We start from the raw sequence: 13432 nt of genomic DNA, 5'->3' as shown, positions 1-13432 counted from the left end.
CGTGCCGGAAGATGCGTGCGGGGCGCGCGGGGCGATCAGGCTTCTGGCTTGTCGCCTTGCGGCGCGGAAGTGCCGAACACGTGGTCCCATACCGGGGTCAGGGTGCCGAACGCGGCCTCGGGGTAGTGCAGATGGTGCAGGCGGTGCTGCCCGAAGCGGCGCAGCAGCCAGTGGCTGTCGCCATCCGGGCGTGTGTGCAGCGCGTGGTGGGCGATCTCCTGCGCGACGTGTCCGGCCAGCAGGCCCAGCGCCAGGCCGGTCGCCAGCCATTGATTGCTGATCGCCAGCATGGGCGCGAAGACCAGCGCGAGCAGCAGCAGCCCGCTGAACAGCAGCGGCGTGCGCATCGGCTCCTCGGGGCGCAGATGGTGCTGCAGGTGCCAGGTCCGGAAAGGTTCGATGCCATGCAGCACGAAGCGATGCAGCAGGTATTCGAGCAGCGTCCACAGCGCCAGCCCTGCCAGCGCGAACGCCGCCAGCAGCAGCCATCCGCCGTGCGGTCGCATGGCCGATCGCGCAAGCAGGGCCATTCCCGCCGCCACCGGTAGCGGCAGCGCCTGCGGAAAGACCGTCGTCGCCCAGTGCTGCAGATCGAGCCGCTTCATCGCCCGCCTCCTGGTGATCCGTGCTCCTTGTGCATCTTAGACCGTGGAAATCGACGATGCTCCCGGCGCGCCGCCGGTGTCGCCGCTGGGCCGTGCGGAGGCCAGAAGAAAGAAACCCCCGCCCGGGCATCGCCCGGCGGGGGTTGTGTGCGCTGCGCGGTCGTGGCTTATTCGGGTCGCATCTGCGGGAACAGGATCACGTCGCGGATCGCCGGCGAATCGGTCAGCAGCATCACCAGGCGGTCGATGCCGATGCCGCAGCCGCCGGTCGGCGGCAGGCCGAACTCCAGCGCGCGGATGTAGTCGGCGTCGTAGTACATCGCCTCTTCGTCGCCCGCCTCCTTGGCTTCGACCTGGGCGCGGAAGCGGGCGGCCTGATCCTCGGGGTCGTTCAGCTCGGAGAAGCCGTTGGCGATCTCGCGGCCGACGATGAAGAGCTCGAAGCGCTCGGTGATCTCGGGATTGGCGTCGGAGGCGCGGGCCAGCGGGGAAACCTCGACCGGGTAGTCGATGATGAAGGTCGGCTCCCACAGCTCGGCTTCGGCACAGGCTTCGAACAACTGCAACTGCAGGCTGCCCAGGCCGCCCGGCTTCACCTTCTCACCGAAGGCGACGATCTTCTCCTTCAGCCACGCGGCGTCGGCGAGCTGCTCGAGCGTGAATCCCGGGTGGTACTTGCGGATCGCCTCGACGATGGTCAGACGGTGGAAAGGCTTCGACAGGTCCAGTTCTCGGCCCTGATACACGAAGCTCTCCGCGCCCAGCGCCTCGCGCGCGGCATGGCGGATCAGGCCTTCGGTGAAGTCCATCAGCGTCTTGTAGTTCGCGTACGCCTCGTAGAACTCCATCATCGTGAATTCGGGGTTGTGGCGCGGGCTGAGGCCTTCGTTGCGGAAGTTGCGGTTGACCTCGAACACCTTCTCGAAGCCGCCCACCACCAGGCGTTTCAGGTAGAGCTCGGGCGCGATGCGCAGGAACAGCTCCATGTCGAGCGCGTTGTGGTGGGTGGTGAAGGGCTTGGCCGCGGCGCCTCCGGGGATGGGGTGCATCATCGGCGTCTCGACCTCGAGGAAGCCGTGGCCGGTCATGTAGTTGCGGATCGACTGCACCATGCGGCTGCGCGCGACGAAGGTGAAGCGCGACTGCTCGCTCATGATCAGGTCGACATAGCGCTGGCGGTACTTCTGCTCGACGTCGGTGAGGCCGTGGAACTTGTCGGGCAGCGGACGCAGGCTCTTGGTGAGCAGGCGGATCTCGGTCGCCTTGACGGTGAGTTCGCCGGTCTTGGTCTTGAACACCGTACCGACGCAACCGACGATGTCGCCGATGTCCCAGGTCTTGAATTCGGCATAGACGTCCTCGCCCACGCTGTCGCGCTGTACGTAGAGCTGGATGCGGCCCGACAGGTCCTGAATGGTGACGAAGCTGGCCTTGCCCATCACGCGCTTGAGCATGATGCGGCCGGCGACCTTGACGTCGACCGGCGTCGCTTCGAGCGCGTCGGCCTCCTTGTCGCCGTAAAGTTCGTCGAGCCGGCCCGCCGTGTTCTCGCGCGAGAAGTCGTTGGGGTAGGCACGACCGCTGGCGCGCCAGGCTGCGAGCTTTTCGCGGCGCTCGGCGATCAGGTGGTTTTCGTCCTGCGGGGTGGTGGGTGCGGTGGAAGTGATTTCGGACATGGCAGTCGGGCTGACGTAGCGAGTCTGCAATTGTCGCAGGCGAACAACGTACGGGCAAATCCGTGTTCGAACCGTGTGCCCGCGGGCGAGCTGCGGAGCCGCCATGAGCGCATGCAATCGCGAGTTAAAGTCTGGCCCGCGCGCGTCGATGATGCATGCAGGCAAATGTTCCACGGAAACAGGATTCATGAAACTCTTTTGGCAGATGTACGAGTCCGTTGAGAAGACCTTCTGGAACTCGCTGACGAAAAAGCTCTTCAGCCTGCTTTTCCTCTTCGTCGTCAATCTCGCCTATCTGGCCGTCTACTGGCGCCAGAAGGCCGAGGTGGAAGCCTTGTTGCAGGCGGGCGCAGTGCCGCCGGAGACGGCGGCGCGGGTCGTCGCCGCGCTGGATGGCGGCTGGATGCTGCTGCTCGGGCTGACGGGGTTCGCCTTCGTGTTCTGCGTCGGGCAGATCCTTTACCTGCGCTTGCTGATCGTGCGCCCGGTGCGTGTGATCACCCGCATCTTCAACGAGATCGCGCGCGGCGAAGGCGACTTCTCGCACAATCTCCCGCTCACCACCCACGACGAGTTGCGCGATCTCGCCGCCGGCTACAACCGCTTTGCCGACAAGATGCGCCACATCATCGGCGAGGTGCGGCACATGAGCGTGAGCATCGCGCGTGAGGCGGTGCAGGTGAAGGTGCGTGTCGAGGGCACGGCGCAGGATGCGCGCGAGCAGGGGCGCATGACCTCGCAGGTGTTCGAGGCCAGCACCGAATCGACCGCGGCGATCAACGAGGTTTCGGGCAGCGCACACCGCATCACCGAATCGACCACCGGCAACCTCAGCATTGCGCGCGAATCGCTCGAGGAGATGCGCGACATCGCCGGCAAGATCAACGCCGTCAGCGAGAAGGTGCTGAAGTTCAACCACACCGTGGATGATCTTTCGCAGCGCTCGGAGAGCGTGAAGCAGATCGCCACACTGATCCGCGAGGTGGCCGACCAGACCAACCTGCTCGCGCTCAATGCGGCCATCGAAGCGGCGCGCGCCGGCGAGGCCGGTCGCGGGTTTGCGGTGGTGGCCGACGAGGTGCGCAAGCTGGCCGAGCGGGTGAACAAGGCGACCGCAGAGATCGTCGGCAACATCAACGGCATGCTGGAGCTGGTCGCGGAGACACGCAGCGAGAACGACGTCATCAACGTGGACGTGCTGCACACGCGCGAGGTGGTCGATCGTTCGGCGCAGCAGTTCGAGCACATGGTGGGCGAGTTCGAGGCCACCAGCACGCAACTGACGCAGATCGCCAACGCCATGGAATCGCTCTCCGCGACCAATGCCCGCGTCCATGACCACGTCGTCGAGATCAACGAGCTGTCGCGCACGGTGGCGCAGCACATGGACGACAGCGAGCAGCGCACGGGCGATCTCACGCGCGCGACCGAGGCGGTGCAGGAGCTCGTGTCGCGCTTCCGCACCGGCCAGGGGGCCTTCGACCAGGCGGTGGAGCAGGCGCGCCGTTTCCGCGATCGGGTGCAGGGCGAGCTCGAGGCGATGACCGGCAGCCGTATCGACGTCTTCGACCGCCACTACCGGCCGGTGCCGGGGACCAATCCGGCGAAGTTCACCGTGTCATGGGGCGACGAATTCACCCGCCGCTGCCAGGCCATCCTCGACGACAGCCTCGCCGCCACTCGCGGCGCGGTGTTCGCCGTGGCGGTGAATGCCGACAGCTACCTGTCGGCCCACAACAGCAGGTTCTCGCGACCGCTCACCGGCGACTACGACACCGATCTCGTCGGCAACCGCACCTGCCGCAAGTTCGAGCGCCCGCCCGAACTGCGCGCGGCGCGCAACACCGAGGCGCTGCTGCTGCAGACCTACCTGCGCGACACCGGCGAGATCCTGTGCGACATGGCCATGCCGATCGTGATCGGCGGCCGCCATTGGGGCAACGTGCGCATCGGCGTGCCGGTGGAGGCGCTGCTCGAAAACTGAGCTCGCCAGCACGCCTGCCGGGGGGCGCCGAAGCGCCTGTCAGGCCGCCGCCGCGGGCGTGAGCCCCCAGGCCTGCGCCACGATCTCGAACGAGCGCCGGCGTGCGGCATGGTCGAAGATCTGCGCCGTCAGGACCAGCTCGTCGGCGCCCGTGCGGTCGATCAGGTATTCCAGGCCCTTGCGCACGGTGTCGGCGCTGCCGACGGCGGAACATGAAAGCGCATCGTCGATGTAGGCGATCTGGTCGGGCGACCAGTGCTTCTCGTAGTCGTTCGACGGCGGCTGCAGCGGCCCGCGCACGCCGCGCGCGATGTTCGCCCAGCGGTTGCGCAGCGAGCTGAACAGGTAGTGGGCCTCCTCGTCCGTGTCGGCGGCGATGGCGTTGGCGGCCACCATCACGTACGGCTTGTCGAGCGCTTCCGAAGGCTGGAAGCGGCTGCGGTAGAGATCCACCGCGCGCAGCAGGTAATGCGGCGCGAAGTGCGAGGCGAAGGCATACGGCAGGCCCAGATGGGCCGCGAGCTCGGCGCTGAAGAGGCTGGAGCCGAGCAGCCAGATCGGCACGTCGAGACCCGCCCCGGGCACTGCCTGCACCGCCTGGCCGGGCTGCACCGGCTTGAAGTACCCCTGCAGCTCGAGCACGTCCTGCGGGAAGCTGTCGTCGCTGTGGCCGAGGTTGCGGCGCAGCGCGCGGGCGGTGTTCTGGTCGGTGCCGGGCGCACGGCCCAGCCCGAGGTCGATGCGCCCCGGAAACAGCGACTCGAGTGTGCCGAACTGCTCGGCGATGACGAGCGGGGCGTGGTTGGGCAGCATGATGCCGCCGGCACCGACACGGATGCGCTCGGTATGGGCGGCGATGTGCCCGATCACCACCGCCGTGGCGGCGCTGGCGATGCCGGTCATGTTGTGGTGTTCGGCGAGCCAGTAGCGGTTGTAGCCCCAACGGTCGGCATGGCGGGCGATGTCGGTGGCGTTGTGCAGCGCCTGCGCGGGGGTGTCGCCCTGCACGATGGGGGCGAGGTCCAGGATGGACAGCGGAGTCTTCGGCATTGTGGATAGAATGGTGGAACTTGGAAACCATCATTAGACCATCCTTCCTTGCGCCCGCACAGCCGGGATTCCCCGAAGTGGAGGTCGGCGTCGCGCGCATCGGCTCCAGCGGCGACCTCCCATCGACGACGTCGCGGCGGACCTGGCTGCGATGCACACAATCTCGATCCCATGAGCCATTTCCTGCACCAACTCGGCCTTTCGGCCCCTCTGTTCCTGCTCGTGTTCGCCGGCTACGCGCTGGTGCGCCTGGGCGGCTGGACCAAGGCGGTGAGCGACGCGCTGTCGCGCTTCGTCTTCTCGGTGGCGATGCCCGCCATGCTGTTCCACCTGATGAGCGATTTCTCCAGGCTGCCGCCGGTGGATGCACGCCTGCTGATCGCCTTCTTCGGCAGTTGCATGGTGGTGTTCGCGATCGGCCGGGTGGTGGCGTGGCGGCTGTTCCGCCTCGATGGCGTGTCGCAATCGGTGTTCGCCCTGGGCGGGGTCTTTTCCAATAACGTCATGCTGGGCCTGCCGATCGCTCGCCTGATGCTGGGCGAGGCCGCGGTGCCTTCCGTTGCGCTGGTGCTGGTGTTCAATTCGCTCACCCTGTGGACCCTGGTCACGGTGTCGGTCGAGTGGGCGCGCCATGGCCAGTTCTCGGTGCAGGGCTTCGCCAAGACAGTGCGTGGCGTGCTGACCAACCCGCTGATCGTGGCGATTCTGTCGGGCACGCTGTTCGGCTTGGTGGGGCTGCCGTTGCCGGCTTTCGTCGGCGCCACGCTGGGCATGGTGTCCGACACGGCCGCACCGATGGCGCTGATCGCGCTCGGCATGGGGCTGGCCCAGTACAGCGTGCGCGCGGGAATCCGCATGGCCGGCGCGATCTCGGCCATCAAGCTGGTGGTGCAACCGCTGGTCGTGTGGCTCATCGCGCTCGCGCTGGGGCTGCCGGCCATGGAAACTCAGGTGGTGGTGCTGCTGGCGTCGATCTCGGTGGGCGTCAACGTGTACATGATGGCGCTGCAGTTCAAGGTGCTGGAGGCGGAGGTGGCGGGCAGCCTGGTGCTGTCCACCCTGTTCTCGGCCGTCACCACGCCGGTGCTGATGGCGCTCACCATGCGCTGAACGGCCAGGGACGAGCCCTCAGTCGCTGCCGATCGGCGCCAGGCGGCGCAGCCACAGGGCGATGAGCAGCGTGGCGCCGGCGCAGACGCCCAGGATGGCCACGACCGCGGCCCAGCGGCCGTCATGCCAGGCGACGCCCGACACGCTGCCGATGATGCTGCTGCCGAGGTAGTAGCACGACAGGTAGATCGCCGCCCCAAGCGCGCGACGGTCCTGCGCCCGGCGCCCCACCCAGCCGCTTGCCAGCGAATGGGTGGCGAAGAAGCCGAAGGTGAATACCGCCACGCCAGCGATCACGACGGGGAGATTGTCAGGCAGCGTGAGCAGGAGCCCGGCGAGCATGATGCTCACCATGATCCATTGCACGTTGCGCCGTCCGTGGCGATCCGCCAGCGCGCCCGCCCACGCCGAGGCCCAGGTGCCGACGATATACAGCAGGAAGACCGCACCGATCACGCTCTGGCCGAGACCGAATGGCGCGTCGCCGAGGCGGAAGCCGAGGTAGTTGTACAGGCCGACGAAGGCTCCCATGGCGAGGAAGGCAGTGAGGAACAGCCAGGGCAGGCCGGCGTCGGCGAACAGGGTGCGCGCGTCGCGCGCGAGGCGTCCGAGCGAGGCCGCGCGCGGGCTGAAATGTCGCGACGGCGGCAGGCGCTGCCAGAACACGATCGCCGCGACGACGCCGAGGGCGCCCAGCACCGCGAGGGCGATGCGCCACGAGCCCCACTCGGTGAGCACCGCGGCGAGCACGCGGCCGCTCATGCCGCCCAGGGCGTTACCCGCGATGTAGAGACCCATCGCGCGGCCCTGCGCGTTGGGCGCGACCTCTTCCCCCAGGTAGGCCATCGCCGCCGCCGGCAGGCCGGCGAGCGCCGCGCCCAGCAGCGCGCGCAGCACCAGGAGCTGGTTGAAATCGGTGATCAGGGCCGCGCCCATCGACAGCACGGCGGCCACGGCCAGCGCCGCCTTCATGACAGGGCGGCGGCCGATGCGGTCGGCCAGCACGCTGGCTGGAATCAGCGCCAGCGCGAGCGCCGCGGTGCCGGCGGACACCGCGAGGCTGGCCCGCGCCGGGCTGATGCCGAAGGACGCGGCGAACAGCGGCAACATCGGCTGGGTGCCATACAGCAGGGCGAAGGTCGCAAAGCCGCCGACGAACATCGCCAGGTTGGCGCGCTGGAAGGCCGGCGTGCCGGCTGCGAGGCGATCGTCTGCCTGCGGATTCCGTGCGGGGCTTGCGGGTGGTTCGGCCACGTGGCAGTTCGTCAGGCGGCGAAGAAGCGGCCGAGGGCGGCGTCAGGCAACGCCATGCCGGTCTGTTGCGCGCGCTGCAGCAGCTCCCAGTAGTAGCGGTAGGAGGCGCGGTCGTGCAGCCTGCCACCGTGCTGGATCGGGCCCCACGCGACGTCCTGCGCAGCGGCGAGGATCTCGGTGGCCTCCTCGACCTCGGAGAAGTCCGGCCGCATCGCCTCGACGATGGGCACGATCTGGTTCGGATGGATGCTCCACATGCGCAGGTAGCCGAACTCGCGGCGCGCGCGTTCGGCGTCGCGGCGAATGTAGTCGATGTCCTTCAGCTCGGTGGTCACGTTGTGCGACGGCACGACGCCGCAGGCGAGCGCCGCCGCGGCGATCTCCGTCTTGGCGCGCACGACCAGCGGGTGCTCGAACTGGCCCGGGCTCTTCATCGCAGCGCCCGGAATGGCGCCATGGTGGCCGGAGACGAAATCCATCAGGCCGAAGTCGAGCGACTCGACGCCGTCCTGCTCGGCGATCTGCCACGCCTCGCGCAGCGCGCCGTGGGTTTCGATCAGCACATGGACGGGGAGCGGCCGGGTAACGCCCGCCGACGCCTCCACCCGGCGCAGCTCCGCGATCTGCGCCGCAGTGTCGGCCGCCGATCGCACCTTGGGCAGCGTGATGAAGGCGAGCCGTCCGCCGGCGCCGCCGACGAGAATCTCGAGGTCGCGCTCCCAGTGCGGATGGGTGATGTCGTGGATGCGCGCGCCCACGCGCCCGAAGCGGTTGTCGGCGCCATTGACGAGGTCCACCACCATCCGCGCGTGCTCTGCTTCGGCACCGGCGCGCGCGCCATCCTCGCAGTCGCAGGTGATGTCGAAGATCGCGCCGAGCTCCTGCTGCAACGCCAGAGCCTTGCGCATGAGCTTTTCCGAGCCGGCGTAGTGGTCGACGGCGGGCAGGGCAGGGAAGGGCTTTTCTCCGGCGAACAGGACATCGCGCGGATGGACGGTAGTGGCGTTCATGGGGCGGGAACTCGGCATGCGTGGCCGATGTGATGATGTGGCGGGCTAGGATAGCAGCGGGTCGGTGAACGAAAAAGCGCGCGACCGTGGCCGCGCGCCTTGCATGCTTCGAGAGGCCGGCGCCTGCCGGCCGTCCCGATCAGCCCAGCAGGTCCTTCACGCCCTCGCGCTCCTCGAGCAGCTCGTTGAGGGTGTGGGTCATGCGCTCACGCGAGAAGGCGTCGATGTCCAGGCCCTGGACGATCTTGTATTCGCCGTTCTCGGTGGTGACCGGGAAACCGTAGATGATGCCTTCGGGGATGCCGTAGGAGCCGTCGGACGGGATGCCCATCGTGACCCACTCGCCCTTCGAGCCCAGCACCCAGTCGCGGATGTGGTCGATGGCCGCGTTGGCGGCCGAGGCAGCCGACGACAGGCCGCGCGCCTCGATGATGGCGGCGCCGCGCTTGCCGACGGTGGGCAGGAACACATCGCGGTTCCAGGCCTCGTCGTTGATCAGGCCCTTCACGGCGTCGCCGTTGGAGGTCACGAAGCGGTAGTCGGCATACATCGTGGGCGAGTGGTTGCCCCAAACCACAAGGTTCTTCAGGCTCGACACGGCACGACCCGACTTGGCGGCGAGCTGCGACAGGGCGCGGTTGTGATCAAGGCGCAGCATGCCGGTGAAGTTCTTCGCCGGTACGCGGCCGTACTTCTGCGCGACTTCCTTGGCGATATAGGCGTTGGTGTTGCAGGGGTTGCCCACTACCAGCACCTTGCAGTCCGGGTCGGCGTACTGGCCGATCGCGGCGCCCTGCACGGTGAAGATCTTGGCGTTCTCGGTCAGCAGGTCCTTGCGCTCCATGCCGGGGCCGCGCGGACGGGCACCGACGAGCAGGGCGACCTGGGCGTCCTTGAAGGCGACATTCGGGTCATCGGTCGCGATCATGCCGGCGAGCAGCGGGAAGGCGCAGTCTTCCAGCTCCATCATCACGCCCTTCACTGCCTTCTGGGCCTGGGGCAGGTCGAGCAACTGAAGGATGACGGGCTGGTCCTTGCCCAGCATTTCGCCGCTGGCAATGCGGAACAGCAGGCTGTAGCCGATCTGGCCGGCGGCACCGGTCACTGCTACGCGGACGGGGGCTTTGCTCATGTGGTGACTCCCTCAAAAAAGTCTGACTCGCTGATCGATGATGCGTGCCGATGAGGCCGATTGCGCAAGAATTCGTCTGGATCGCGATGCGGCCCGTCAGGCAGCCTCGGAGGCGCGGAAATGTTATGGGCAAGGGGTCCGCATGTCAAATGAGGTCTGTGGTCTTATATAAGACATAAGACATGACATGGACGTGTTGAAAAATTTGTGTTTCAATAAGCGCATGTCGCACGACGCTCCGACCTTCAGTCCGCTTTACCGCCAGATCAAGGCCTTGATTTTGCAGGCGCTTGAGGCGGGCGAATGGCGTCCAGGCCAGGCCATTCCGAGCGAGCAGGAGCTTGCCTCGCGGTTCAATGTTTCCCAGGGTACGGTCCGCAAGGCCATCGACGAGATGGCGGCAGACAATCTACTGGTGCGCAAGCAGGGCAAGGGAACCTACGTCGCATCGCACAACGACCCGCGTGCGATGTTCCGCTTTTTACGCCTGGTGCCGATGGATGGCAATCTGTCCCATCCGCAGAGCGTACCGCTCGACTGCTGGCGCGCGAAGGCGGGGCAGGAAGCCTCGCGCATGCTCGGCATCGAGCCGGGGGCGCCCATCATAATCATCCGGCGCCTGCTGCGGTTCGGCGCCAAGCCCGTCGTCATCGACGAGATCTACCTGCCTGGCGACCTGTTCCAGGGCTTGAATCTCGAAGTCCTGCAGGACTGGAACGGCTCGCTGTACAGCTTGTTCGAGACCCGCTTCGGCATGCGCATGATCCGTGCGCAGGAGCGCATCCGCGCTGTCGCGGCGGATCGCTCCGCTGCCGAGGTGCTGAAGGTGGCCGAGGGGACGTCGCTGCTGTCGGTGGAGCGCGTCACTTACACCTATGGCGACAAGCCGGTCGAATGGCGGCGTGGGCTGTATTCGACCGCGGAACACTTTTACTTGAATGAACTCAATTGAATGCGTCTGGTCGAGGGGTTGACCGGCGTCAGGCTGATGTCAGGCGAGTGAGCCTAAAATTGTAGGTTATGAGCTTTTGGGAGTCTGCGGCGGATGTCCGCCGCGCATGTCGAGGGGAGTCTTCATGTCAGAAGTGACAGTGCGCAAGCAAAGGCCGAAGCACCTGGCCTTGAATGAGATCCGGCTGCCGCTGCCGGGTTTCGTGTCGATCCTTCACCGGATCAGTGGGGCAGGTCTGTTCCTGATGCTGCCATTCCTGCTGTTCCTGCTCGACAGGAGCCTGGGGTCGGCAGACAGTTTTCAGACCTTTGCGGCGATCGTGGGGCATCCGCTGGTGAAGCTGCTGCTGATCGGCCTGTTGTGGGCTTACATGCACCACTTCTGCGCCGGCATCCGTTTCCTGCTGCTGGATCTGCACAAGGGGGTCGATCTGCAGCCCGCGCGCAGCTCGGCGCGCATGGTTCTGATCGTGAGTCTCGTGCTCACCGTGATCATCGGGGTGAAACTATGGTGAAACGTCAAGTCGTTGGTGCTCACTACGGCCTGAAGGACTGGATCGCCCAGCGCGCCACCGCCGTGTTCATGGCGCTGTTTACGGTCGTGTTCGCGGTCTGCGTGCTGACCTTGCCGTCCTTCACGTATGAGGCGTGGTCGGGCCTGTTCAAGAGCGGACTGTTCCGCTTCCTCAGCTTCCTGTTCTTCCTGTCGCTGTTCTATCACGCCTGGATCGGCATCCGCGACATCTGGATGGACTACATCAAGCCAGACGGCCTGCGCCTTGTGCTGCATCTCGTCACCCTGTTCCTGCTCGTCGGCTACGCCGGCTGGGCTGCCCAGATTCTTTGGAGGCTGTAAGCGTGAACGTCGCGAAGCGTACCTTTGATGCGGTCATCGTCGGTGCCGGCGGTGCCGGCCTGCGGGCGGCCCTGCAACTCTCCGAAGCCGGCCTCAAGACAGCCGTCCTGACCAAGGTGTTCCCGACCCGCTCGCACACCGTGGCGGCGCAGGGCGGCGTGGCGGCCTCGCTCGGCAACTCGACCGAGGACAACTGGCACTGGCACATGTACGACACCGTCAAAGGCTCGGACTGGCTGGGTGACCAGGATGCGATCGAGTTCATGTGCAAGAAGGCGAATGAGGTCGTCATCGAGCTCGAGCACTATGGCATGCCTTTCGACCGCACCGACAACGGCAAGATCTATCAGCGTCCGTTCGGTGGCCACTCGATGAACTACGGTCAGGCGCCGGTGATGCGCTCGTGTGCCGCGGCCGACCGTACCGGCCACGCCATGCTGCATGCGCTATACCAGCGCAACGTGCGCGCCAACACCCAGTTCTTCGTCGAATGGATGGCGCTCGATCTGATCCGCAACGCCGACGGCGATGTGCTGGGCGTGACGGCGATGGAAATGGAAACGGGCGAAGTCTCGATCTTCCACTCCAAGGCCACCATCTTCGCCACCGGCGGTGCCGGACGCATCTATTACTCCTCGACCAACGCCTTCATCAACACCGGCGACGGCGTGGGCATGGCGGCGCGTGCCGGCATCCCGCTGGAAGACATGGAGTTCTGGCAGTTCCACCCGACCGGCGTGGCCGGCGCGGGTGTGCTGATCACCGAAGGCGTGCGCGGCGAAGGTGGCATCCTGCGTAACGCGTCGGGCGAGCGTTTCATGGAGCGCTATGCGCCCAACCTGAAGGATCTCGCCTCGCGTGACGTGGTGTCGCGCTCGATGGTCACCGAGATCAATGAAGGTCGTGGTTGCGGCCCCGACAAGGATCACGTGCTGCTCGACATCACGCACCTGTCGCCCGAGACCATCATGAAGCGCCTGCCTGGCATCCGCGAGATCGCGATCCAGTTCGCCGGCGTCGACCCGATCAAGGCGCCGATCCCGGTCGTGCCGACTTGCCACTACCAGATGGGCGGCATTCCGACCAACTACAAGGGCCAGGTCGTGGTGCCGAAGGACGGCAACCCCAACGCGCCGGTGCACGGGTTCTACGCTGCGGGCGAATGCGCCTGTGCTTCGGTGCACGGTGCAAACCGCCTCGGTACCAACTCGCTGCTCGACCTGCTGGTGTTCGGCAAGTCGGCTGGCGAGACGGTTGTCGAGGATTTCAAGGCTGGCAACCTGAGCCTCAAGCCGCTGCCGGCAGATGCCGCCGACGCTTCGCTCGCCCGCATCGCGCGCCTGGATTCGCAGACTGGCGGCGAGAGCGTGTTCGATGTCGGCCTCGAGATGCGCCGGACCATGCAGAAGCACGCCGGCGTGTTCCGCTTCGATGCGCTGCTGCGTGAAGGCGTGACCAAGATCGCCGCTGTCGCCGAGCGCGCCAAGCGCACCGAGATCAAGGACAAGTCCAAGGTCTGGAACGTCGCCCGCATGGAAGCGCTGGAACTCGACAACCTGATCGAGGTGGCGCGCGCGACCATGGTGTCGGCCGAGGCCCGCAAGGAATCGCGTGGCGCCCACGTCCGCGACGACGCGCCCGATACCGCGGAGAACCCGAACGGTCGCGACGACAAGAACTGGCTCAAGCACACGCTGTGGTACTCGGAAGGCAACCGCCTCGACTACAAGCCGGTGAACCTGAAGCCGCTGTCCGACGACGTCGAGCCGATCGCGCTCGCCAAGCGCACCTACTGAGCGCACGG

General features: G+C 66.5%; 12 protein-coding genes. 6 read left to right on the top strand and 6 right to left on the bottom strand.

The annotated features are described in order from the left end of the window. Window positions 1–35: 35 nt before the first annotated feature. Together GH664_RS03940 and lysS are read right to left on the bottom strand one after the other, a co-directional pair. Window positions 36–605, bottom strand: coding sequence for a sterol desaturase family protein (locus GH664_RS03940; protein ID WP_153166833.1), 570 nt, complete (start codon window positions 603–605; stop codon window positions 36–38). Between the two features lie 167 nt (window positions 606–772). Next, window positions 773–2281 carry a lysine--tRNA ligase gene (gene lysS, locus GH664_RS03935; protein ID WP_153166832.1) on the bottom strand — a complete coding sequence of 503 codons (1509 nt, stop codon included), beginning with the start codon at window positions 2279–2281 and terminating at the stop codon, window positions 773–775. A gap of 187 nt (window positions 2282–2468) precedes the next feature. Between lysS and GH664_RS03930 the strand changes: the two genes are divergently transcribed. Further along, window positions 2469–4265, top strand: a complete 1797-nt coding sequence (locus GH664_RS03930; RefSeq protein WP_153166831.1) for a methyl-accepting chemotaxis protein — start codon at window positions 2469–2471, stop codon at window positions 4263–4265. Between the two features lie 39 nt (window positions 4266–4304). Here GH664_RS03930 and GH664_RS03925 read toward each other — a convergent pair whose 3' ends face one another. Beyond that, window positions 4305–5315 carry an LLM class flavin-dependent oxidoreductase gene (locus GH664_RS03925; protein WP_153166830.1) on the bottom strand — a complete coding sequence of 337 codons (1011 nt, stop codon included), beginning with the start codon at window positions 5313–5315 and terminating at the stop codon, window positions 4305–4307. Window positions 5316–5486: 171 nt separating this feature from the next. Between GH664_RS03925 and GH664_RS03920 the strand changes: the two genes are divergently transcribed. After that, window positions 5487–6425 (top strand): AEC family transporter, encoded by a 939-nt coding sequence (locus tag GH664_RS03920; RefSeq protein ID WP_153166829.1) that lies wholly within the window; start codon window positions 5487–5489, stop codon window positions 6423–6425. An 18-nt stretch (window positions 6426–6443) separates the two neighbouring features. Here GH664_RS03920 and GH664_RS03915 read toward each other — a convergent pair whose 3' ends face one another. The 3 genes from GH664_RS03915 to GH664_RS03905 form a co-directional block, all read right to left on the bottom strand. Further along, window positions 6444–7586, bottom strand: a complete 1143-nt coding sequence (locus GH664_RS03915) for an MFS transporter (RefSeq protein ID WP_153166991.1) — start codon at window positions 7584–7586, stop codon at window positions 6444–6446. Window positions 7587–7690: 104 nt separating this feature from the next. Then, window positions 7691–8689 (bottom strand): CoA ester lyase, encoded by a 999-nt coding sequence (locus GH664_RS03910; protein ID WP_153166828.1) that lies wholly within the window; start codon window positions 8687–8689, stop codon window positions 7691–7693. Window positions 8690–8828: 139 nt separating this feature from the next. Continuing rightward, window positions 8829–9821 carry a malate dehydrogenase gene (locus GH664_RS03905; RefSeq protein WP_153166827.1) on the bottom strand — a complete coding sequence of 331 codons (993 nt, stop codon included), beginning with the start codon at window positions 9819–9821 and terminating at the stop codon, window positions 8829–8831. 223 nt (window positions 9822–10044) lie between these two features. Between GH664_RS03905 and GH664_RS03900 the strand changes: the two genes are divergently transcribed. The 4 genes from GH664_RS03900 to sdhA all read left to right on the top strand — a co-directional run bounded on the left by GH664_RS03900 (window position 10045) and on the right by sdhA (window position 13424). Further along, on the top strand, window positions 10045–10773 hold the full coding sequence (locus GH664_RS03900) for a GntR family transcriptional regulator (protein ID WP_153166990.1): 729 nt from the start codon (window positions 10045–10047) through the stop codon (window positions 10771–10773). A 124-nt stretch (window positions 10774–10897) separates the two neighbouring features. Beyond that, on the top strand, window positions 10898–11287 hold the full coding sequence (gene sdhC / locus GH664_RS03895; protein ID WP_153166826.1) for a succinate dehydrogenase, cytochrome b556 subunit: 390 nt from the start codon (window positions 10898–10900) through the stop codon (window positions 11285–11287). Continuing rightward, a complete protein-coding gene (gene sdhD, locus GH664_RS03890; RefSeq protein ID WP_153166825.1) occupies window positions 11281–11628 on the top strand; it encodes a succinate dehydrogenase, hydrophobic membrane anchor protein in 348 nt (115 codons plus the stop codon). The genes sdhC and sdhD overlap by 7 nt, the downstream gene beginning before the upstream one ends. 2 nt (window positions 11629–11630) lie before the next feature. Further along, entirely contained in the window at window positions 11631–13424 is a 1794-nt protein-coding gene (sdhA, locus tag GH664_RS03885; RefSeq protein ID WP_153166824.1) for a succinate dehydrogenase flavoprotein subunit, read from the top strand. Window positions 13425–13432 lie beyond the last annotated feature (8 nt).

This window comes from Thauera sp. 2A1, assembly GCF_009469595.2.
In the GTDB taxonomy this organism is placed as follows: Bacteria; Pseudomonadota; Gammaproteobacteria; order Burkholderiales; family Rhodocyclaceae; genus Thauera.
Note: the sequence above shows the minus strand (reverse complement) of the source record. Positions and strands in the feature narration are given on the sequence as shown.

Bases quoted from the DNA above. Each gene is read 5' to 3' on its own strand.
- GH664_RS03940 (WP_153166833.1), bottom strand. From the start codon at position 605: ATGAAGCGGCTCGATCTGCAGCACTGGGCGACGACGGTCTTTCCGCAG.
- lysS (WP_153166832.1), bottom strand. From the start codon at position 2,281: ATGTCCGAAATCACTTCCACCGCACCCACCACCCCGCAGGACGAAAAC.
- GH664_RS03930 (WP_153166831.1), top strand. From the start codon at position 2,469: ATGAAACTCTTTTGGCAGATGTACGAGTCCGTTGAGAAGACCTTCTGG.
- GH664_RS03925 (WP_153166830.1), bottom strand. From the start codon at position 5,315: ATGCCGAAGACTCCGCTGTCCATCCTGGACCTCGCCCCCATCGTGCAG.
- GH664_RS03920 (WP_153166829.1), top strand. From the start codon at position 5,487: ATGAGCCATTTCCTGCACCAACTCGGCCTTTCGGCCCCTCTGTTCCTG.
- GH664_RS03915 (WP_153166991.1), bottom strand. From the start codon at position 7,586: ATGTTCGTCGGCGGCTTTGCGACCTTCGCCCTGCTGTATGGCACCCAG.
- GH664_RS03910 (WP_153166828.1), bottom strand. From the start codon at position 8,689: ATGAACGCCACTACCGTCCATCCGCGCGATGTCCTGTTCGCCGGAGAA.
- GH664_RS03905 (WP_153166827.1), bottom strand. From the start codon at position 9,821: ATGAGCAAAGCCCCCGTCCGCGTAGCAGTGACCGGTGCCGCCGGCCAG.
- GH664_RS03900 (WP_153166990.1), top strand. From the start codon at position 10,045: ATGTCGCACGACGCTCCGACCTTCAGTCCGCTTTACCGCCAGATCAAG.
- sdhC (WP_153166826.1), top strand. From the start codon at position 10,898: ATGTCAGAAGTGACAGTGCGCAAGCAAAGGCCGAAGCACCTGGCCTTG.
- sdhD (WP_153166825.1), top strand. From the start codon at position 11,281: ATGGTGAAACGTCAAGTCGTTGGTGCTCACTACGGCCTGAAGGACTGG.